Below are 22,172 nucleotides of genomic sequence, written 5' to 3' on the forward strand. Positions count from 1 at the left end.
ATGGCAAAATATAATAAACCGGATTTCCGCTATGATAGAATTGCCTTTTTATTTGATGGCGGTGGCGCTTTAGGCGCATTTCAAGTAGGTGTTTATGAAGCATTATATAATGCTGGGTATTCCGTCAATTGGGTAAGTGGTATTTCTATTGGTGCAATTAATGCAGCCATTGTGGCAGGCAATAGGCCTGAATATCGGATTGATAAACTTAAAGAGTTTTGGCATAGAATCACCAGGCCTGATTATATCGCTTGGTGGGAGGTCTTTTTTCGTCAATTTGACTTCTCTCCCAGCTTAGTTAATGCTTGGCAAGCTCAATCTGCGCTATTTTATGGGCAACCAAGCTTTTTTCATCCTCGTTTGTTAAGCCCCTATTTCACCTATAATCAAACACCAGATAAAATTAGTTTCTATGAAACCGCACCACTGAGAGATACCCTCAATGAACTTATTGATTTTAAAATTCTCAATAGTGGCAATATACGTTTAACCTTATCAGCAGTGCAATTAAGTAATGGCCAACAAGTTCATTTTGATTCTAAATATCAAACTATTACCCTTGACCATATTATGGCAAGCAGTGCTCTTCCTCCAAGCTTTCCAGCTGTTAAAATTGATAAGGAATATTACTGGGATGGCGCTTTAGTCAATAATAGTTCCCTTGAGGTTATTTTAGATGATTTACCTAGAGTCAATACCTTGTGTTTCATGATGCAGCTTTTTGATCCGGAAGGAACCCTACCAAACTCCTTAGATAAAATTTTATTAAAGCAAAAGGATATAATCTATACAAGTAACTCCAATCGCGCCTTAAGAACTTTTTGTGAAGCATATGACATGCGACATATGATTAAAGAACTTTATAAAAATTTACCTGAGCCCCTTAAGAAAAAACCTCAATTTAAAAATATTTCCTTAATGGAAAAAGAATCTAAATTGGTATTTGTTAAATTTCATCGGCACGAGCAAGAAGCCGATTTAGCATCTAAGGACTATAATTTTTCAGCACAAGCCATTGCCCAGAATATTATCATGGGTTGTGAGCAAGCAACTAATGCCATTAAAAATGCCTTATGGAATAAAGCGGAGTCTTTTAAAGAAAATATTATTTTGTATGATATGTTTCCTCACGCGGTTGAGCAGAAAATATTTACTCACGGAAAAGAAATACATAAACAATATTATAAATAATACATTATTAGCGGTAAGTTAAATTAACAACTAGGAAGTTTATGAAGGAAAGGAGATTAAGTGAATCAAAACACTAAACAAGATGCAAGGGAGCGCTCACTTTGGCTGGCTCTTTTGTTAACGGGGAGCTTTCTTATTGCAGAGGTTGTGGGCGGCCTTATCACGGGCAGCCTTGCCTTAATATCTGATGCAGCCCACATGATGACTGATGTTACCGCATTAATTATTGCATTGATAGCGATTCGCATAGGAAAACGGGCTGCGGATGCTCGTCGTACTTTTGGCTATTATCGATTTGAAATTTTAGCTGCAGCTTTTAATGCAAGTCTTCTCTTTCTGGTTGCTCTTTATATTTTATTTGAAGCTTATCAACGATTAAAAAAGCCGCCTGAGATTTATTCCATGGGTATGTTAATCATAGCTTGTATAGGTTTAATAATTAATTTAGTCTCCATGTACTTATTAGCTCAAAATAAAGATAAAAATCTAAACCTTAGAAGTGCTTATTTTCACAGTTTGGAATTTCTCATACTACCTTACAAATTGAACGTGAAAAACATCTTAACAATGAAGGATTATGTAGTTTAAATACTAAAATTTAGTAGCTTCTTAAGGTTATAGTTTTGCTTCTTGGTTTGCCTCTTTTAAAATTTTAAAACCATATTTAATCCCTATTCCTGCCAGAACTACGCTGATAATTAAATCGGGAAGAGGAGATTGGAACACCATTACTAAAACACCCGATAAAACAATACCTAAATTAATCAACATATCATTACTTGTAAAAATGTAAGAAGCTCTCAGGTGAGCCCCTTCTTTTTGGTATGAGCGCAATAAGTATAGACAAACAAGATTGGAAAGAGAATTTATAATAGCTGTAATGATCATAGCAAACCCTATAGGTTCACTAATTCCACCAAACTTTTGTACTATTTCCACCATTAGTGCTAATCCAAGAATAATTAACAAAGATCCGGATAAACGAGCCGCTCTTGCTTTGGCCTGATGTGATTTTCCTACTGCATAAATAATAACAATATAAACACCTGCATCAGCAAGGTTATCAAGTGCCATTCCCAAAAGACCTTCTTTAAGGTACTACGTTCTGCTTTATTATGGTTTAATTCTTCTTCCATATCCTGCTCATAATTGTTTCTTTGCAGAAAATTTAACTATTCTCAAAGAGTAGTGCATCTGAAAAGTAATATAATTTTACTGCATTAAAAATTAATAACTAATCAAAGTTAATTAGCATTCATGATAACATTTCCAATTTCTGAAAAGATAATAATTCTTATGTCCTGGAGCCCACGGCTCTTCCTTTTACAATTGTTCAAAAATAAAATTAAGAAGTTAACTACCCTTCTCTGTCAATTTTTTTCAAATCACGCTTAAATTGAGTCGCTAATTCTAATTCAAGCATTATCTATAGAATCCCATACATCCTGCATTGTTTTAAACCGTTCACCTTTACCTGATTCTAGTTCTTTCATCGCATCACACGTTCGTTTATTTGGTATTTTTACTTCAAATGGAAGGCCATTTTGAAGGCATACCTGGCTATAAAATAAGCGAATCGCCTCGGCTGATGATAAACCTACTTTGTGTAAAATAGCCTCTGCTTCTAGTTTAAGAGCAGGCTCAATACGGGCATTAATTGTTGCTGCCTTATTCATCTTATGAACTCCAAAGATTTCTATAAGTAAATTGTATAACAAATGCGTTACATTTTAAATTTTCTCTGTTTTCAATATCATAAAAAAGTTACTGACTCGTGATATAGGCGTCTCGTAAAACGACCCTTTTTTGAGACTCCCTACCCTCTTTACTCTTTACACCTAAAAACCCTTACTCAGTCGGTAGTTTTACATTGCTATTTTTATTATATTTCCATATCATAATCAAAGTATTAAATACTCATTAAAAACAACAATAATTGAGAAAAAATCATGTCACGATTAATTGGCTATGCCCGCGTCAGCACTATTGAGCAAAATTTAAACTTACAAGTAGATGCTCTGCTAAAAGCGGGTTGTCAGAAAAATCTTATTTTTAAAGATAAAGTGTCCGGCTCTAAAACGGAACGGCCTGGGCTAAATCAATGTCTAGAAAATTTAACGAAAGGTGACGTGTTAGTCGTTTGGCGTCTTGACCGCTTAGGTCGGTCGATGGTGCATTTGGTTTCCCTCATTGAGATGTTGCGAGAAAAAGGCGTGGGCTTTAAATCCTTATGTGATGGCGCGATAGACACCACGACAGCTTCTGGTGAATTAGTCTTTAATATTTTTTCATCCATGGCTCAGTTTGAACGAAGGCTTATTCAGGAGAGAACACAAGCAGGACTATCTGCTGCTCGTGCCCGGGGTAAAAAAGGTGGTCGCCCTAAAGTCGATGTTTCCAAAATTCAAGCCGCTAAACGGATGCATCAAGATAAAGCTTTGGCGATTGCTGATATCTGTAAAGTGCTTAATATTTCTAAGCCAACATTGTATCGATATTTAGCCTCTTAAGTTTCAGGTATCAATAAATGATATAATTCAACAGCAAGAGGCAGATTTAGTTAACAAGGTATTAGTATTCCTTTAATCTTTTAATGACTTATAAATATCTTCGTTAGTATTAGGATTCTTTAAGTTTTTCTTTGGAGGACGAGCAGAATCTTTACGCTGCGACTTAAAACTTGGTGTCTTCCATAATAGTTTTTTTGGTAAGGCGTCTATTTCCTTTACTAAATTACAGCTCCTCTCTTCTATGTTCTGTAACTTTTCTAATGCCTGGGCTACTGCTTCAGGATTAATTTCAATTAACTTAAGGAAAAGCTTAGCAGCGCCCATAGGCTTTCTTCTATTTTGCTCCCAACCTTCCAAAGTGCGTTTATTAAAACCGAAGATTTGTGCAAATTCTTCTTGAGACATTTCGAGTTTTCCACGTATAAATTTCACATCTACTTCTTGTATAGGATTAACGCGCTTAAAGCCCATGGATTTCAATTTTTCTTTAGAGTATAGAGGTGCATCCGGATCAGAGTTTGCTGCCTCTGCAATTTCTTTATTAGTCATTTTCCTCAATTTATCCCAATCTGTCTTACTTTTACTCTTGGGAGTAGTAGATACTTCGTTCATCTTCATGTGCGACCCTCGCGCTAATTATACGTTTTACGTTGTTTCTAAGGGTATAGACTACGGCAAGAACAATCTCGTTAACCATACCAAACGTAATATACCTTTCCTCATTATTTTTTGGACTTAAAGCCTCAACTCGCATTTTATCTTCAAATACTAGAATAGCATCTTCAAAATCTATGGAATGTTTCTTTAAGTTAGATTTTCTCTTATTCTCATCCCACTCAAAAGGTTTCTTTTTATTCATATTGTTTATTGTATGCTATTTATTTTATTATACGTCAACGTCGTACTTTGTCAACTTTCTTAAACTAGGTTTTAGGAGAGAAAAGAAGCAGTTCCTAAAATTATGAATTGAGGTCCTGAAAGTGTAATCGAGGGTCCAAAAATCTTAGAGATTGTAAATAACTTATTTTTTATTTCTTTTAAATTAATGCATTAGACCTAGAAGCCCATCTTTTAAGATAAACCGATCAGCAATTTTAATAGCTGTTAAAAAATCAGTATCATGAGAAATTACTAGCATGGCACCTGGATAATTCTGCAAAACTTGAATCACATGCTCTCGTGTCTCCAAATCAAGATTGTTTGTCAATTCATCCAAAATGAGCAATTTTGGCGTAATCGCTGCGATTTGTGCTAAAGAAAGCCTCGCTTTTTCACCTCCTGAAAGTGTTGAAACCTTTGCCAATACTTCCTCGTTTTTACGAAACAAAAAATCATTTAAAAATTTTCTAATCTCAATATAGGATTTATCGCTTAACAAAGGGCTCAACGTGTCTAAAACGGTTAAATCGTGGGACAAATTAGCGTAATGCTGGTCTAGATAACCAATTTCCTGTGAGCTTAGAAGAATCCATTCGCCCTGCTTTATAATAGAGCTGTCATCTAAAATCGCTTTTACCAAGCTTGATTTACCCGAACCATTGTCGCCCTGAATGGCAATCCGCTCGCCTGATTTAATAGACAAACTTAAATGTTGCAAAATAGGACTGTTCTCTTCATACCCTATGGAACCATTCCGGATAGTCACTAAAGTTTGCTTATTTTCTACGCTATTTATAACAAATTTTGGTTGAATAACCTCAGGGATTCGACATTCCGATAAACGCTCAAGTAGTTCATGTCTCTTCTCATTAATTGCACTTTTCTTTCGTCCAGATGTCTCCTGGGCATTTCTAGCTTTTGCATCTGAAACAATCGTTGGCCATTTTCTTTGTTTTATATGCTTTTCGCCTCGTATTCGGCTGTTTTTAGCACGTGTTTGCTCTTGCATCAATTTCTGGTGCGCCTGGTTTTTTTTGCGATTTAAATCAGCTAATTCCTCAGCAATGGCAGCTCGCTTAATTCTTGTCTCATGTTGATAATCACTATAACTCCCAGAGAATACAGCTACCCGACCATTATCAATATGCCAAATGGTCTCGGCTGTTTCATCCAGTAACTCAACATCATGCGTTACCATAATAAGCGTTCCGTCAAAGGCTCGCAGCATTCGGATGAGTGAACGGCGATTGTTGCTATCTAAATGATTTGTTGGCTCATCCAAAAGTAAAACATTAGAATGTAGAGACAACGCTTCCGTTAGCGCTTTATTAAAACGCTGACCACCACTAAAAGAGTCAAACGCATCAATAATTTGAGGAACATAACCTATTAGACACCCTGCTGGATATTTAATTTCACCATCAGAGGGATCCATTAGTCTTGCAAACCATTTAAGTAATGTTGATTTGCCAGAACCATTACGGCCAACTATGGCAATACGACTACCATAAGTAATTTGACCACTAAAATCGTCAAAGCAAGTTTTATGAGGAAAAGCAAGGCTAAGACTTTGAAATTGAATTGGCTTGTGCATCATGTCATTCTCTTAAGTATTACAGGGATTTATTATGTTTATTGATCATAAAAACCGGTTTGGTTTTTAATCACTGCCCTGCATTTAGGGCATACTTAAAAAGTAATTTTCATGATTTGTTTAAGCCTTATTGATGACTAGCTGTTATTTATTGATACAAGGATAGCTTAATAGATTAATATTTGTCAAAAGCTCTAATCTTTCTTTTGTAGTTATTTAGATAGTACACGTCACGTAAATATTTATTTTATTTGTTTATGTGCCTTATCTTAGAAGTGACTTAAGATAGTACATTCTACTAACTATCGGTTAGTAATATATTAAGTCAGCTAGTTCGTCACAATTTGAAATTAAATGACAAATTATGACGAATTATATATATGAAAATTTTAATTTTTGATAATTAAATCTCTAAATCCTTAACGGTAATTATAAATAAGTTTTAATTTATTTTGAGTAAAATCAGAGAATCCATAACATGTAACTTTCTGAGTATTTAAATCTAATGACTGCATATAATTATGGACTAGCATGGGAATTTCTTCAGTTTTGTTTGCATTTAATGCAGCTTTAAATTCAATATAAGCAGCAGTATAAAGCATTGACTGATTAGGATTAATTACACTTTTATTATCTAAATGATTTCTAAACAATTGCTTACTTTCATTTGAAAAGAACTCTAGGTTATTAGTGATTAATAATTGTGTAAGATACTGATAGGTAGCTGTTACAACTAAACGATCGTCGGGTTGATCTAAGTTATAAATAATATCTTTTACATATTTTGTCTCGTTAGCTGGATTATTTTTCAGCTGCAATACATTGACATGAATTTTATCCATATTTGTTAAATTAACATTTTTATTTTTAAGATATTTTGGTGCTAAAGTTGCAAGCCCTCTATAAACAATACTTCCATCACTCTTATCTAGATCTGTAAGTTGAAGCTCTTTGAAATAATCAATAATTTCTTTTAAATCCATTTTATTATTATCTTTCAGGCTGTTTTGATAAATAGACTGAAGAGTTACTAATAACTTATGTCTTAACTCTCCTTTTACTTGTTTCGCTTGTTTAATAATTTCATTTGTTAAATAGTTCGGATTTTCGAAAGAAATAAAATCATAAAATAGGACTTTAACTTTATTATCAACTTGTTGCGTCGAGAACAAGTGCCATAAATATTTTATTTTCTCTTGTGAAATCCCAGGATAATTTTGTAACATTTGGTAAAATCTATCCTCATTAAGCTCATATAAATTACTTTCATTTATAGAGTCTATATTGTCATTTAGGCTCACATTTTGGTTAAGAGATGAATTATGCGTCGAATGCTCAGGTACAAAGAGATCCGAATCAACAGGAAAATAATTATATATAGCTAAGGGAGTTGTCCATACAGTATCGTAAGTTGGCAATTTCCAAGCACCATTACCGTAAGCATAATTTACTAATGTATCACATCGAAACAGACCACATGAAATTGGCTTGGCGTTATTATCAATTTGACCTTCTATCCATCTCCATGTAATAGTGTACTCTGGACACGCAAAGTACTGTCTAACTATTCTATTCGCTACAGTATAGGACTCTATAGATTGGGGCGGTATTAAACCTCCTTTACTTCCCCAGAATTTCGATCTAGATTTAAAATCATTAATGCCATTTTCTTGAATATGAGGAGCTGAATTCATGGCTTCGAGAACAACTGTTGGCCTCATTCTATAATCAGGAGCGCTCGCAATACCTACATGACCTACTGGTCCTGCTCCAATTAGATCCCTACCCACCAAGTCGCCAACAAATGATGGAACTTTCGCAAAGATATGCGATGATATTACTATAAAACTAATCGCATGTAGCAATTGTATTTTCATATTTACTTCCTTTTACAACAGTAGTACTTAGTATTTATCTAGTTTGATTGATTTAACAGCAATATGATCAAAATCTTAGTTAAAGAAATGTAATTTTAAATATCTTTAAAATGTTTTTGTATAAGGCTCTTAATTTTAGTTAGGTATGATAAAATCTAGTAGGAGATAATTAATTTATTATTCGTTAACTTTTTTACTTCCCTGCTAAATATAAGCTCAAACCAAAGTTTTCCATTGTCAATTTGAAGTGATATTATAGTTTGAGTCTATATGATTTTAAATAATAAAGAATAAATTCTGTAATTGGTAAAATTGTCTTTTATATAGTAACGATGATGCTTACCTTTGAAGTATTAACAATATAATATTTGTGAATAAATTAGATAAATAACTATTTTATCCTATGTATTGTTTGTTCTTATTTTTGAAATTTATTTAAATTAATAACTTGATAGTAGGTTAAGTAGAGAATATAAAAAATTGCAATGACTGAAATAGTTAAAGTTCCATAATATAAAAGATCATTCCCTGTGGGATAATGAACAACTAAATCTACATATAGAATTAAAATAAAATACGAAAGCCAGATAAAAACAATACCTGAAGTTAATGATTTTCTTAAATTATAATAGTAGCTATGCAACACACTTAGCGTAGCGATAATCATAAAAAATGGAAATGATATAAAGTAAAAGAATAACTGCATCCCTGATGGCTCATAGGGAATATGAAGAATATTATCAACTTTCATTGAGCAGGCTACTGTTATATATAAATAAATAAGATATAGCAAGGAGCCATTAATTACAGTTAAAGAAAATAATGCGAATATTCTACCCATTTCACTTTTATATTTGATGAATCGTTCCATTACTAAATTCATATATAACTTAGAACCTAACTTTCATACTAACTAAGATTATTCGGTGAAGCATTTATTAGGGCTCAGCATATATGATTACTAACCTAGTAGGTAAGCCAAGGTCCAAGTATACTTTCCTCTTATTATGAACTATGCCATAAAATAAATTTCACTGAAATAAACTATAGCACTTTAATGATTCGGGTAATAATATACTTATCTAATTATGGAAGAACTAAAGTAAAGCAAAAAGTCTAGACTTAATTCTATATTAGTTAGGAACTAATAAGACCATAAGCGTTATAATCTATAGCGTAAGTCTAAAGAAAAAAATTGAAAGGTTAAGTGATTTGTCTTTCTTTTTTCATTTCTAGCTTCGAGATGTTATTGTAAATTTATAATAGCCCTACTTGTTATTCTTTAAAATTAATAGTCACATAAACGACCGGTTATGGAACTACTCCTAATCTACGCTAAAAAACCCGGAAATCAGTCACTTAACTAGTCATTTTATTAACGTTACGTAAAGATTAATTTTATTTGTTTATGGGACGTACAGCAAGCCAAGAGAAGCTAAATAAAGTTTTATTCTCGCGATTTATTTTCAAGTATTGTTTGGAATTTACTTAACTGAACAAATGGTTAGAAGTTAGAGAAGACAATTCTGGCTTAATTTAATTAAATACTAATAAAACCAGGAGCGTCAAACCCCACAGCGCAAGGCCAACAAAAAAACCAAGAAATAGTTGAGGAATTTTATTTGGATAAGTAATCTGCCCTTCTTTTTTCATTATAACTCCGAGATGTTATTGCAAATTGATAACCGAATGATTCTCGTAACCACTTGGCTCTTTGGGTCTACTGTTACTATGAGTATAAACGCCAAAAGCAAAATAAATAAAACCAAATAAGTATCCTACAATGACTCCCAGATACAACCATGGATTATTGCACTTCATTAATTATTTTCTCCAATATAGATAGTCCAGATTACAATCTTGATAAGATCATTAACCTTATCAGCAAATTACTAAAAACGGAGTAAAATAGATAGTTTTTCCTTTAAATTAGTAGGATGGTTAGCTCAGGCTAATCGGTTGTTTTTTGAAGTTAATGTGCTAAATTATATTACTATACAAGCCAGCTAGCTGCCTGCCCGTTAAACAACAATGTAAAATATAAGCATCATATAAAATCCTTTAGAATAAAAGGATTAATTATCCTTCTCCACAAGCTTATCCACTATTTTTGTGGATAAGCCGTCGGTGTCGCGAAATGTTTCGTTTAAATAAACATCAATAAGAACTATTTTTAACAATAGTTTAAATACTGCAAACAAGCTGCTCTTCCTTTCTGCTAAGCAGCTAACGGGTTTGTTATTTTGTTGTCTAACATACTGCTTTTTGTTTCATTTTCAAGCAACTTTACATTTTTTGGACGCACCTCACCTGCCAGATAGCGGGTCAGTTGCCTGAGATTGAAACCTAAAACGGAAGCATAGCCAGCACTTAAGGTTGTATTATCGGACTTCATACGACTGCGGCCTAATTGACCGCCACATTTTGCATGACTAATCAGTGCCTCAATACCAGCTCGCCGATTGTGTAAGGCAAGTCGTGTTGCAAAGGACGAGCTTTCTTTGGGCGCGTTAAGTTCTCGCCTTGGACGAGGCAAGTAGATATCAGTCACGTTCATCTGAATTAATAACTGCTCATTATCGTAAGCATAATAGCCTTTATCGGTTGCTATCGAATCCAGGGTGTTTTGCCCAAATAGACATGCGTGGGTATAAAGCACGAGCGGCAAGGATTGAGCATCAGGCATATGAAGGCTAACACACGGACTAACAAACAAAAAGTTGCCGCCAATGCGTCCGAGTTGATAAGCTCGCCCAAATTCAAGCGTCTTATTAAGTTTGCCTTTATTAAAGCAGGTGACCTCATAAGCATGAAGCGATAAGATGCTCGTATTAGAATGGCCCTCAAACAGATGACCATGTAAGCGCTCCAAGAGTAACGCGCCACGCCACCGTAGTTGCTCGACGGCCCGCCTAAGCCTTACATCTTTTTCAGTTACTCATACAGATGATTTAAAATAGGGAGCACTGACGCATACGTATCTTGCCATAAACGTTTAAGCACGACTGACACAACCTCTATACTTGCGCCCCGGCGCTTTAGATTAAAATAATAAAGCGCTAACTGCTTTAAATAAGACAACTTTACTTGGTAAAGCGCAGCACCGCCATGGCAAAGCTGATTCATGGCTTTGCCCACCCGACTGGCTAATATCGCCACTTTGATTAGCAAATTAGTAATCGCCGGATAGGCAATATTGGCCTCTTGGACCGTTGAATCAATATCCAACTCACCAGGATTGGCATACCCCAGGCGCACCGCTTGTTGACTGATGATATTGGCAATGGCTCGTTGGGTTTCAGGACTAAGTCTTGACCGAAACGCTTCTATCTTCGTGTGATCGGGTACATGCCAGTGTTTTAAGTGTCCATAGCCACAAAATAAGCGAAACGCCGCATTGTCACGCACCTGGTGCTCAGTCGCTCTATCCGTTAAATTAAACAGCTGCTGCAACAGATAAATCCCTAGATGAACGCGGACTCGAAGAGGTCTACCCATCCACCAGCGTCCCCGCTCAGTTCTTTCTAAATCCGGCAGCACTAATTCAAGCAACGACTCCCAAGGTAAATGTCGTCCTAACCGTACAAGCCGATGATCATCAGCGACCTTAATAACAACCTCGCCTCCGCTTACTTCTTTATCAAACCCAGCTACATCTAAACTCATGCTTCTTCTTTTTATAAAACTCGTTACAATAAATGCAATAAAGAGCTTTGTTTTTTAAGCCTGCATGATATAGTCTGCAAAATTAAAATCAATAATTAACCCTTACGCCTTTCGACCTGCTCGTCTAGATCATTTCGCGACACCGACTAAGCCTCTCTACTTTCCTAAGCAGCTTGATGGACATACAATTGATATTCTAATTCTGAAATGTTGTTTTCAAGTTTAATAAGTTCAGTTTGTAAAGATTCGTAAACCTGTTGCTGCCTATCAATTTCTTGATGCCCTTTTGGTAATAATTCAATTGTTTCGCAGAGCTTTTCAAATTGCTGACTCATACTTAACCTCAAAACATTGGCTTTATCTTGAAGTTGATTTAATTGCTCTGTTTTTTCTCTACGCCTATCAGGACCTTTTTTAAATGCTGGAGCGAGTTCTTGCTCAAGGGCCATAATATCCTTTGCAAGGACAAATGCTTCATCCTCCAATTGATTGAGTTGATGTTTGATAGAATCGAGTAAGACTTTTTTATCAATACCCTTCTGTTGCTCTTGTAAAGTCAATTCTAAATATCTTTTTTCACTGTGGATAGAGCGCTGAATGTTTCCTAATGCGTCTTGCTTTTGTTTAAGCAAACGGTTTTTTTCGAAATGTGAGGTTTTTACAGATAAAGCGTCTTGCTTGTTTTCCTCAGCCACTAATTTGCCAGATGTCTGTTTAAAGTATTGGCCGTAATCAGCGTGATTATAAAAGCCTTTCGGTGTACGCCAACGTTTTTCACGTAAAAGCTTAGCAATAATTTGCACCTTATGCGGGATAGTTTCGACATGCTTTAACTGCTGTTGATTTGTTAACGTAAAAATGATTTCCGCAAAGGTTTGTTCAGGTGCTGAAAACTGAATACCGTGTTGGGTTTGCAAATTAGCCATAGTACCTTTGATGTAATTTTTGCTTTGCTCATCGAGTCGTTCACCAATAAGTGATTCAATTGCATAACGAGGATATTTGCTGTAATTACCACTCTTTCTCCCTTTTTTATCCCCAAAAAGAATCTGACTAACTGTATTATTAACTAAATTGTTATAATCTAGATCTTTATTTATAGATTCTGCCAAAGTGACTTTTTCGATCTCGCCATTCTGAGCTAAAAAAGAGCAATTATTATCGTCGTTAGCGTTTTCGTCGTGCTTTTTCTCTTTAGATTTTAAAACCTTGGTTTGTAAGATATGAAGTAGTTTTTCAGTAACGCGTATATAAAGTCGCTTGCTCACTTTAAACCCTTCTTTATTAGAAGCGCTTAGTTTACAGCGGCGTTCTAGAAAACCTTGGGTAACTAAATCGTGTAGATAGCGGCTTACTGTTCGCTCCGACAATGAAAGTTCACTGGCCATGCCAGCCAGATTTCGAGTAAACCAAATTTGATTATCACCCAGTGTATACGTAGAGAGTTGCCACCAGTACAAGCACTTATCCAAAAAAATTGCTTTCTTATGACTATTGGTTAGCTCTACCAGTTTATCAAAGTGGGCATGAAAAATTGAGCAAACGTTCCCCATAGATAATTTCCTTATCTTTGTTGTTTTTTTAAGGGAACAAGACTAAAATAAAAAATGAAATTAAAAGAACTATCGGTCGAATGAAGTTCTTTATATATTTAGCCTCGTTCTCGGAGCTAATTTATGATGAGGTTATAGAGAGTGATCAGACTTTCTATAACCTTTTTTTATCCCTCAATATTTTTCATTTAATTATCCTTTTTATTTGGTTATATATCTTTTTATATTTACCTGTATTACTTTAAATAATACTCAATACGAACAATGCATACAAATTATTTTGGACTGTAATTCCGTTTAGATCAAGACATTTTAAAAAAATATTAAAAAATGTAATTGTTTAGTAGATTATTGATTAGGCGTAGTTTTTTAGCCTTTTAAATACTTAAATAAGTAAGACTATAAATTAATTTATAACATTTGAAACGAAACCAAAAAAATTACTCAATACAGTATTGATAAATATTGACTCTTATCCTTACCTAAGATAAATTTTCATATGAAAGAAATAAAAAAGTGGAGTAATTTAATGAAAAGAAAAAAGCCGAAAGTTTTAGTGGTTGCTAATAATAAGGGCGGCGTTGGCAAGAGTTTAATAAGCCAGTTAATTTCAACTTATATTGCTTTCAAGAGAAATAAAAAAGTACTGGTTCTTGATTTTGATCCCCAAGGAAATATGTCATATAGATTTCTTCGTGATACACGTATAAGAGATATGTCAAACTATAAGCCTCCTTTACACCCAGATTATGATCCTAATGATCCAGAAGATGAAGGTTGGGACGGACGTTCTTCTGCTTTAGATATGTGGACAGAAAATCCTGTCGTCCCTTATCCTACAGACTTGGAAAACTTAGAAATATTACCTAGTGATGCTGGATTAATAAAGGATATTGAAGCGTTCGAATATGGCGATAGTTTAGAAAGTATTGTTCAGCGACCATATGATTTTTTCGCCATGGATGAGTTTATAAATTGTGGATATGATCTTATTCTTATTGATACTCCACCAGCTAAAGGGCCGTTAACGCAAAGTGCAATTCGAGCAGCTACGCATGTGTTAATTCCTTTAGAATTAAGTAATAAATCCCTTCAAGGGCTTGCTGGAATGGTTGATCTAGTGAATCGACAAAATATATATAGGCCTACTAACGCACAGGCAAAGATTATTGGTCTATTAAAAAATAAAGTAGATTATAATAAGCGAACTCCTCAATCTCGCATTATAGATACAATAAAAGCTAACCCAATGCTAGCAAAATTACTCATTGAAGATATTGAAATACACGATTCTCCAAGAGCGGTTGATATTGACGAGGATCAGGCGCCCATTACAGCCCCCTATACAGAATTGAAGGATAACGATCGATTTGCAATTGAAGCAGTCGCATTAGGTGAGTTTGTTTATAAAAAAGTATTAGGAGAAAAAGATTATGTCGCTCAAGAAGAAAATAATCACAAAATCGCTTACATCTAATAAGATTAATAAACCTGATACAATAACCAGAGCAGGTATAACTGCTAATTTGAAATTTACAAGAGGCAAACAGCTAATTGAACAGGATCCATTTATTTTGATTCCAGATCCATATAATCCTAGGCCTGGGGAAGTGATTGATGATCAGTGGTTGAGAGAGAAGTTGTTTATTGGTAGTGATAAATCACTTTGCAGGATTTTAGATGAAACAGGAGAGTTTTATATTCCTGAATTTTCTCAATTAGATACAGAACCAAATGAAAGCATCGAAGATAGTTATAATTTTTTAAGAGAGCTGGCATTTTCGATAAGAACAGATGGTTTGATTGAACCTATTGAGATATTTTTAGCTGATCGACATAATGATCCAGATTATTTTACAAACTTAAATCTAGAATATGGATATGTAATTTTAGAAGGTCACCAAAGACGCCTTGCAGCAATGATGGCCGGTGTTCAAACAGTAACATGTATAGAAATTACTGATGAAAGCATGCTTGCTAAACTCAAAGTTAAACATCGTAAACTTAGAAGGCAACTATCAGAAAATAACTTAAGAAAAGGTTTAACTGTTTCCCAAAATTTTCAAATATTTCAACAGCTACTATCTGATGAAGACGTAAAACAACTTAAAAATAAAGAGTTATCTTTAATTATTGGATTAGGAGAGGGAATTGTTAGTGCATTACGGACTATTTGTTCCAAACCAGAAAATTATCCTCCAATTCTATTTTCTAAAATAAGTGACAATAAACTTACATTTAAAATGATACGTACGTTAGCGCCTAAAACTTATAAAGAAATTGAATCAGCTTTGACGGAATCTAATGTTTCTCAAAAACAAATAGAGAAAAAGGTAATTAAGGCCCGTGGTAGACAGGGTGGCGCTAGTAAAAAGTATGCAACATTTAGAATAAGTGTTCAAAGCGAAGCTGATTCTTTACAACAATTCCTTTTATCAAGATTTCCAGAAATCGAGCATATCGAGGAGCAGACCTCAGCTTATAAAAACCTAGAAAATATTCTAAATAAGATTAAAGAAATAGCTCTAAAAAAATATCATGCCCCAGAGCATGATACGTTAACTAATTGAAAAATAATAAAAAAATATGACTTTTTGATTTTTTTGATTATCTTGAAAATGGTGACTTATGATACAAAAACGAAAAAGTAAAAAGTTATTCTTCCAACCACCTCAAAAAAAAGAAAAATGGCTTGTATGTATAAGATTTCCAAAAGATATAAAGGAAAAACTTCGACAACAGGCCGAAAAAGATTATAAGGGAAGAGGAAAACAGTCCTTGCTAATTGAAGATGCTGTTAATTATTATTTGTATACGCTATCAGATATAAAATGGGCGGATTATGAAAAAGATTCAGATTACGCAGAGCTAATAGATGATATTTTTGAAGGTCTAAATCAAGCCCCTTTAGAAGGCGCTACCCAGGTCTTTTTCTCTGAAGAAACAAAAAATAGAATACTAGAAATAGAGAAAAAGATAAAATTAACTAAGCCGTTAATGAAAGATGTAAGAACCGGACTGATCAGAAAAGCAGTATCTATTAGATTAAGTTTGGGCGATAAAGCATTTTTTGATTCTATTATGAATATGGATAGTATTAAAACATGAAAATATGGTATTAGAGCGAACGAAATATAGAATAATAATAGTTAAATTTTATGAATTAATAATAATGTTCATTAGTAAGCATGTTAATACCACTTAGTAAGTGATGTAATCAATTAAAGTTAAGTCTATTAATATTTGAAACAGATTGAAAAATTAATTGGCCCTACTATGCTACGAAATTAAAAGTTATTATAGATAACAAGTTTTTTATAATAAAAGCTCTTAACTTAGAAATAGTTTCTTTCGAAGTTAAAGAAATATTAATAACAGGTTATAGTTTTTTTTGTATTAGAGGATAGTATCAATTAACAAAAATAATGATAATAAATTTGAGGAACAGCTGATTAAATCTGCATTAATAAATAGGATGGAGATTAAGCCAACACAGAAAGGTCGATTAGGTGGTCTTAAATTTGCTGTAAAAGATGTTATAGATGTCAAAGGTTATAAGACTGGATGTGGTAATCCTAAATGGTTAAGTCAGCAATTGATTAGTAAAGAGCATGCAGTTTGTGTTAAGCGGTTATTAGCAAATGGCGCATCCTGTATTGGTAAATCAGTGTTAGGAGAATTTTGCTCAGGTTCCACGGGAATTAATCATTTTTATGGTATGCCATTGAATCCGAAGGCACAAGATAGAGTACCGGGAGGATCGTCAAGTGGTTCTGCATCTATTGTTGCATCAGGAGAAGTAGATTTTGCTTTAGGTACTGATTCTGCTGGCTCAGTAAGAGTTCCAGCAAGTTTCTGTGGTATCTATGGGATGCGCCCTTCACATGGCATTATTTCAATGTCTGGCGTAAAAATTTTTACTCCCAGCTTCGATACAATTGGTATCTTTTCAAGAACGATGGACATTATAGCGCTTGTTTTTGAAGCATTAATAGAAATTCCAATTGAAAAATATTGTGGAAAAGTTACAAATTTTTATATTTTGGAGGATCTATTTGATTTTGTACCTATATATCAGCGAAAAATATTTTATCAATTCATTTACGAAAGTTGTGAAATTTTAAAATTACAACCTACGTTTATTAAACTAGTAGATATACATATCGATGCAAATAAACCTGATATTGGGATAGGAGATTTATTTAAAAAAATTTTGTGTTCAGAGATATGGGCTACAATTGGAAGCTGGATCAAAAAAGAAAAATTACAGTTTTCTAAGACGACTTATGTAGATTTTAGTTTTATGGAAAATATTGATAAAACAACATTATGGACGGCATTTAATAGAAAAGAGTTATACTTTACAAAGTTAAATGAATTACTATCTCTTGGTAGTTTAGTGTGTATACCAAGTTCTCCTGATGTAGCACCATTTAGAGAAAAATTTTATAACAAAGTTAATGAATTCAATTATGAAAAATTAAGACCTCTGATAGCTTTATCAGGGTTAGGAAAACTTCCTCAAATTAATATTCCTTTAGAAGTTGATACTTTACCACCTTTAGGAATATCTTTATTAAGCGGTAATAATCAAGATAACTTTTTAATACAATCAATTAAAAAAATAATTGATGGGAAGCCTAGCTTTTTTTTGAAGAAAACTTAAATTGAAGAGGGCTGTAGTTGACGTTATAGTCGAACACATCAATACCTTCTTTCTTTTTCAAAAATTTAGTTATGAAATAAATTAAAGGAATTGTTGCAGCACACCATAATATTTTATAGCCATAAGCTAAGATCATATTAGGTAGTAATTGAGTTTTAAAATCTAATTTATCAGAAAATCCTATAATTCCACCTATTATTTGTAATACGGCTTCGCCTATCATAGTTGAACCCAAGATTCTTGCCCATAAATACTGGCCACCTAAAATAACTTTTGATTTAGAAATAAAAAAATCATTTATAATAGAGCCTAGGTATAAAGAGACAAGTAAGGCAAGAACTTGTCTCGGTTGTGTATTAAAAACCGTAGCAAAAGCTAAATTATCTTGGTAGACAGGCCCACTAGTAGTAGGTAGGTGGATAACTAACTGTGAGTAGAAAACATAAAATAATATTGAAAACATAGAAAGAATTACCATTTGCCTCGCAGCTCGAAAACCATATACTTCAGTGGTAATATCTTGTATACAAAATGTTATAGGAAAAAAGATGATGCCTCCCCCAAAGGGTATAATTACATCAGTAAATGGTATCTGAAAAGGAAACATTCGTCTTACAATACTTATGCCTGTTAAAATTAAGGTAATATAACTTATGCATAGAATATGATAATATCGAAAATTAGGTGCATTTTGACAATTTATATCAATGTCCTTTTCTTCTTTATTAATCTCTAATTTATTTAAGAAATCATTACTAGCAGCAATACCTACTCGAGCAGCTTCTTGCGATCCTAAACTATATAGTAAAGTATGATTTTGGGCTAAAGCACAAGAAGTAAGTGTATTTTTATAATTAGAATTTAAATCTTCAATAGTAAAGGTAGTTTCATTATTATCAAAAGATTGAGAGCTAATTTTTAAGGTAGGGGATTGTTTTATCACAGAGAAAGGCACTACTGTGTTTTTAATATATTCAGGAATTTGATTAAACTTAATATAATTTTCAACACTGGCAATAAAAGTAATTTTACAAACTTCAACCGGATGAATATCACTTAATATTTTCGGATTACAGGCTAGGTACCGTATAGAAAACCTTGCTTTCACTCGTTTAATTACAACCTGTATAATACCAATTACTTGATTATTGTCTTCGTAACAATGAAGTAACCTTAATCTATACTGATTTTTTGTTACAAAAATAGCTTCATTGAAGCGATAAAGAAATATTTGAATAAATAATTTAAATTTCAAAAACAACTTGTACACTAACTTTTCCTAAAATCACTTTTTGCTTGGATTACTGTTCCTATAAATATATCCTTTTCCTGAATTTGAATGGGTTTATAACCATAATTTAATGGCTTTAAAATACGGTTTTGCTCTTCTTCAATATATTGTCTTAAAACTAGTTGTTGTAAGTCAGCAAGAAAATAAATAACAAAACTGCGGTGTTTTGCTTCAATTTTGGTGTCTAAAATTACAAAAGTCCCTTCTATAAACTGCGGCCACATACTATCGCCTCTAACTTCAAATGCCATACACTGCGGATTTATAGAGGGTTCTACCTCTATTGCTTTATTCTCTTTTTTAGTAAATAAGTTGATCAAATCAAAGCATGATTCATTCTTTAATTTTTCAAAAATAGATGGGCTTTGATCCATATTGTACACAGGTAAATATGTAGTTTCCGAGGTAGATTCTTTTAATAATTTTTCGTTCAGAAGCTGATCCACAGTTATACTAAAAAAAGCTGCGATAGCTTTCAAGGTTGAGGCTCTTGGATCATCTGTAGAACCTTTTAAAAGGCGATTTACGGTAGCTTGAGGGACATTTGCCTGTCTAGAAAGCTCCGCTTCACTAATATTAAATTTTTTTGTAAGAAATAATAAATTATCTCTAATTTGTAAACCAATCGTTGACTCACTCATATTTGGTTGATAAAATTCATATTCGGGTTAATTGATTATTTTAACATATAATATTACACAGAATATCACCGACGAAATATATTTGCATCTATAGATTTGGGTTCAAAATTGCAAATAAATAATGTTAGCAAGAAAACTGAAGGAGCTTCGCTAGTATAAATACTGGCTATAAATTATTCGTTTTTGATCTTTAAGAGTTTATATAAAGAATGCAATATGGAGATAAAATTGAAATCGGAAAACAATAAAAAATACCCTAAGGTCTATATCTCTTTTCAATTGCCGGAAAAAGCTAATCAGTTATTAACGGAATCTTGTAAAAGATCAAAACGTAAAAAAATTCAAGAGGCGACATTAAGGCTAGAAGACCATTTAAGTAAATATCGCTCGATATCTGAGTTAAATCAAACTGTCTTAAATTCAAATATTGAAGAAATAAAAGAAATGGAAATTCAAGATGTCTGTACTTCGAATCCATAAAAAAAATCAAAACTTTATCATCCTTGATAAAACTTGTTTACAAGATATTAAACTGTCTTGGGGCGCTAAAGGACTTCATGCCTATTTAATGTCTTTACCCGATGATTGGTGTGTGAGGGTTGCTGACTTACAAACACGTTCGACTAACGGCCGAGATTCTGTTCGAAGTCTTTTAAGCGAGTTAGAGCAAGCTGGATATATTTCAAAATCAACTTGTAGAAATAACACAAGCGGCAAATTTGCAGGTGTAGAATATATTGTTTATGAGATTCCTGAGCCAACAAAGAAAGAAAAAAAACCAGAGCCTGAAAACACGTTTTCGGTAGCACCAGAGCCTAAAAATCCGGCGACTGGAAAACCGACTACGGTTAATCCAACGCTAATAAATAATAAAAATAATAATAATTTATTAACTAAGAAAGCAGCAGCAAGCAGTAGAGTTTTACCAGATACTTTTTCAAATCAGGAAAACGCCGCCGCTGCTCTTTCTGATAAAAATAAACTAAAAGATGAAAAAGTATCTGAGCCAACAGCGGACCAATCCATTCGTTTTTTATCAGCAGAAGATTCAGTGGTAGGTAGCACGCTAACGCTTAACCAAAAGAGACAAGTTCAAGCACTTGCTCAAAAGCTAGATAGTTCCAATGCACAACTACTTGTTCAAGAAATTGAGTATTGCTTATTAAGCGCAAAGCACTTTATTGCCTGTGGGCAAGATTTTGGGCGAAAACTTAATGCGATACGCATAGTTATCTCTCGTGGCGAGTGGCAAACGCCACCGGGTTTAATTTTTAAAGCACAAGAGAAAATAAGTGCTGTTTTTAAAAATAAAGAGCAAGAACTTCAAGACATTCGTTCAGAAGTCATTCACTTTAAACGGCTGTTAAACGATGAGAAATTACATCGGCATGCGCGAGAGCAATTCGAAGCGATTTTAACGAAAGCCCAATTAAAAATTAGTACGCTTGAAAAGGAGATAGCTAATTTAACAGTTTATGCAAGTTAAGACAAAACCCAAGGAAGTTAGAACACGAAAGATTTTTTATAAAGCTAACAAGGAAATAGGCAATGATGAAAGCAAATCACACGAAGGTAAAAAAAGTAGTTCTTATTAGCACCTTCGCTGTATTAACAGGATGCGCTGCGACTCAAACGGCACTTGAGCATGGCGCTTTGCAAGTAAGTACGAAGCAAAGTAAAACCATTTTCTTAGATCCAGTCTCAAATTTCCAAAAGACAATTTATGTTTCAGTCAAAAACACCTCTGATGAGGACATTGATATTGGGCCGCAACTTAAATCAACGCTCGTAAGTCACGGCTATAAAGTGGTGAAAGAGCCAGGGGATGCGCATTATCTCTTACAAGCCAATGTTCTTAAGGTTGGCAAAATGAGTATCGCAGCAAGCCAATCAGCACTAGGAGCGGGTTATGGTTCAGCTATTACAGGCGCGGTAGTCGGAACTGCTGCTGGAAGTTTCACAAACTCAAGTGCCGGAATGATTACCGGAGGTCTTACAGGCGGTGTCCTTGGTTTGGCTGCGGATTCTTTAGTAAAAGATGTTAATTACACCATGATCACTGATATTCAAATAAGCGAGCGGGTGGGGCGAGGCGTAAAAGTTAATGAGCAATTTAAGTCTCATTTGAAAAATGGCACAAGCACAATGACCTCGCAAATCTCATCTAGAGACAGCCAATATCAGCGCTACCGAACAAGAGTGGTGTCTAATGCGGATAAAGTCAATTTAAAGTTTGCTCAGGCAAGACCTTTACTTGAGCAGGGATTGGTTAAAGTCATTTCAGGAATATTTTAGTGGTGAGCA

23 protein-coding genes are annotated in these 22,172 nt (G+C 33.9%); 10 read left to right on the forward strand and 13 right to left on the reverse strand.

The window, feature by feature from the left end; translation table 11 throughout:
• Together DYH30_RS16830 and DYH30_RS16835 are read left to right on the forward strand one after the other, a co-directional pair.
• Positions 1–1,191, forward strand: a 1,191-nt coding sequence (locus DYH30_RS16830; protein WP_115332909.1) for a patatin-like phospholipase family protein, incomplete at its 5' end; no start/stop codon positions are given.
• 60 nt (positions 1,192–1,251) lie between these two features.
• Positions 1,252–1,779, forward strand: coding sequence for a cation diffusion facilitator family transporter (locus tag DYH30_RS16835; RefSeq protein WP_278043148.1), 528 nt, complete (start codon positions 1,252–1,254; stop codon positions 1,777–1,779).
• A gap of 27 nt (positions 1,780–1,806) precedes the next feature.
• Here DYH30_RS16835 and DYH30_RS16840 read toward each other — a convergent pair whose 3' ends face one another.
• On the reverse strand, positions 1,807–2,265 hold the full coding sequence (locus DYH30_RS16840; RefSeq protein WP_115332910.1) for a cation efflux transmembrane domain-containing protein: 459 nt from the start codon (positions 2,263–2,265) through the stop codon (positions 1,807–1,809).
• A 341-nt stretch (positions 2,266–2,606) separates the two neighbouring features.
• The gene (locus DYH30_RS16845; protein ID WP_115332911.1) at positions 2,607–2,867 is read right to left on the reverse strand and encodes a type II toxin-antitoxin system RelB/DinJ family antitoxin; all 261 of its coding nucleotides are present in this window, start codon (positions 2,865–2,867) and stop codon (positions 2,607–2,609) included.
• Between the two features lie 273 nt (positions 2,868–3,140).
• On the opposite strand from DYH30_RS16845, the gene DYH30_RS16850 reads away from it, so the two are divergent.
• Entirely contained in the window at positions 3,141–3,701 is a 561-nt protein-coding gene (locus DYH30_RS16850; protein WP_115332912.1) for a recombinase family protein, read from the forward strand.
• Between the two features lie 72 nt (positions 3,702–3,773).
• Here the strand turns inward: DYH30_RS16850 and DYH30_RS18160 are convergent, their stop codons facing one another.
• From DYH30_RS18160 to DYH30_RS16885, 9 genes are all read right to left on the reverse strand, one after another.
• Complete coding sequence (locus DYH30_RS18160) at positions 3,774–4,319, reverse strand: hypothetical protein (protein ID WP_176579745.1); 546 nt, start codon at positions 4,317–4,319, stop codon at positions 3,774–3,776.
• On the reverse strand, positions 4,282–4,560 hold the full coding sequence (locus DYH30_RS18795) for a BrnT family toxin (protein ID WP_115332913.1): 279 nt from the start codon (positions 4,558–4,560) through the stop codon (positions 4,282–4,284). The genes DYH30_RS18160 and DYH30_RS18795 overlap by 38 nt, the downstream gene beginning before the upstream one ends.
• A 183-nt stretch (positions 4,561–4,743) precedes the next feature.
• Complete coding sequence (locus DYH30_RS16865; RefSeq protein ID WP_165482178.1) at positions 4,744–6,177, reverse strand: ABC-F family ATP-binding cassette domain-containing protein; 1,434 nt, start codon at positions 6,175–6,177, stop codon at positions 4,744–4,746.
• A gap of 416 nt (positions 6,178–6,593) precedes the next feature.
• Positions 6,594–8,051 (reverse strand): hypothetical protein, encoded by a 1,458-nt coding sequence (locus tag DYH30_RS16870; RefSeq protein WP_115332914.1) that lies wholly within the window; start codon positions 8,049–8,051, stop codon positions 6,594–6,596.
• A gap of 418 nt (positions 8,052–8,469) precedes the next feature.
• A complete protein-coding gene (locus DYH30_RS16875) occupies positions 8,470–8,802 on the reverse strand; it encodes a hypothetical protein (protein ID WP_242604766.1) in 333 nt (110 codons plus the stop codon).
• A 917-nt stretch (positions 8,803–9,719) separates the two neighbouring features.
• Positions 9,720–9,872, reverse strand: coding sequence for a hypothetical protein (locus DYH30_RS18100; protein ID WP_160116247.1), 153 nt, complete (start codon positions 9,870–9,872; stop codon positions 9,720–9,722).
• 397 nt (positions 9,873–10,269) lie between these two features.
• Positions 10,270–10,923, reverse strand: a complete 654-nt coding sequence (locus DYH30_RS18485; protein ID WP_242604767.1) for a hypothetical protein — start codon at positions 10,921–10,923, stop codon at positions 10,270–10,272.
• A 62-nt stretch (positions 10,924–10,985) separates the two neighbouring features.
• Positions 10,986–11,717, reverse strand: a complete 732-nt coding sequence (locus DYH30_RS18490) for a transposase (protein WP_242604768.1) — start codon at positions 11,715–11,717, stop codon at positions 10,986–10,988.
• 164 nt (positions 11,718–11,881) lie between these two features.
• Complete coding sequence (locus tag DYH30_RS16885) at positions 11,882–13,270, reverse strand: AAA family ATPase (protein ID WP_115332916.1); 1,389 nt, start codon at positions 13,268–13,270, stop codon at positions 11,882–11,884.
• Positions 13,271–13,799: 529 nt separating this feature from the next.
• Between DYH30_RS16885 and DYH30_RS16890 the strand changes: the two genes are divergently transcribed.
• The 4 genes from DYH30_RS16890 (at position 13,800) to DYH30_RS16905 (ending at position 17,936) form a co-directional block, all read left to right on the forward strand.
• Positions 13,800–14,747 (forward strand): ParA family protein, encoded by a 948-nt coding sequence (locus DYH30_RS16890; RefSeq protein WP_115332917.1) that lies wholly within the window; start codon positions 13,800–13,802, stop codon positions 14,745–14,747.
• Positions 14,704–15,840 (forward strand): ParB/RepB/Spo0J family partition protein, encoded by a 1,137-nt coding sequence (locus tag DYH30_RS16895; protein WP_115332918.1) that lies wholly within the window; start codon positions 14,704–14,706, stop codon positions 15,838–15,840. The genes DYH30_RS16890 and DYH30_RS16895 overlap by 44 nt, the downstream gene beginning before the upstream one ends.
• A gap of 58 nt (positions 15,841–15,898) precedes the next feature.
• On the forward strand, positions 15,899–16,378 hold the full coding sequence (locus DYH30_RS16900; RefSeq protein WP_115332919.1) for a hypothetical protein: 480 nt from the start codon (positions 15,899–15,901) through the stop codon (positions 16,376–16,378).
• A gap of 367 nt (positions 16,379–16,745) precedes the next feature.
• Entirely contained in the window at positions 16,746–17,936 is a 1,191-nt protein-coding gene (locus tag DYH30_RS16905) for an amidase family protein (RefSeq protein ID WP_115332920.1), read from the forward strand.
• Here the strand turns inward: DYH30_RS16905 and DYH30_RS16910 are convergent.
• Positions 17,911–19,206 (reverse strand): queuosine precursor transporter, encoded by a 1,296-nt coding sequence (locus DYH30_RS16910; protein WP_115332921.1) that lies wholly within the window; start codon positions 19,204–19,206, stop codon positions 17,911–17,913. The genes DYH30_RS16905 and DYH30_RS16910 overlap by 26 nt on opposite strands.
• Positions 19,206–19,868, reverse strand: a complete 663-nt coding sequence (locus tag DYH30_RS16915; protein ID WP_115332922.1) for a LexA family transcriptional regulator — start codon at positions 19,866–19,868, stop codon at positions 19,206–19,208. The genes DYH30_RS16910 and DYH30_RS16915 overlap by 1 nt, the downstream gene beginning before the upstream one ends.
• A 228-nt stretch (positions 19,869–20,096) precedes the next feature.
• Between DYH30_RS16915 and DYH30_RS16920 the strand changes: the two genes are divergently transcribed.
• The 3 genes from DYH30_RS16920 to DYH30_RS16930 all read left to right on the forward strand — a co-directional run bounded on the left by DYH30_RS16920 (position 20,097) and on the right by DYH30_RS16930 (position 22,163).
• Positions 20,097–20,348, forward strand: coding sequence for a TraY domain-containing protein (locus DYH30_RS16920; protein ID WP_115333004.1), 252 nt, complete (start codon positions 20,097–20,099; stop codon positions 20,346–20,348).
• Positions 20,326–21,354, forward strand: a complete 1,029-nt coding sequence (locus DYH30_RS16925) for a helix-turn-helix domain-containing protein (protein WP_115332923.1) — start codon at positions 20,326–20,328, stop codon at positions 21,352–21,354. The genes DYH30_RS16920 and DYH30_RS16925 overlap by 23 nt, the downstream gene beginning before the upstream one ends.
• A 65-nt stretch (positions 21,355–21,419) precedes the next feature.
• Positions 21,420–22,163 (forward strand): complement resistance protein TraT, encoded by a 744-nt coding sequence (locus tag DYH30_RS16930; protein WP_115333005.1) that lies wholly within the window; start codon positions 21,420–21,422, stop codon positions 22,161–22,163.
• Positions 22,164–22,172: the final 9 nt, after the last annotated feature.

The organism is Legionella busanensis, assembly GCF_900461525.1.
Taxonomy (GTDB): Bacteria; Pseudomonadota; Gammaproteobacteria; order Legionellales; family Legionellaceae; genus Legionella_C; species Legionella_C busanensis.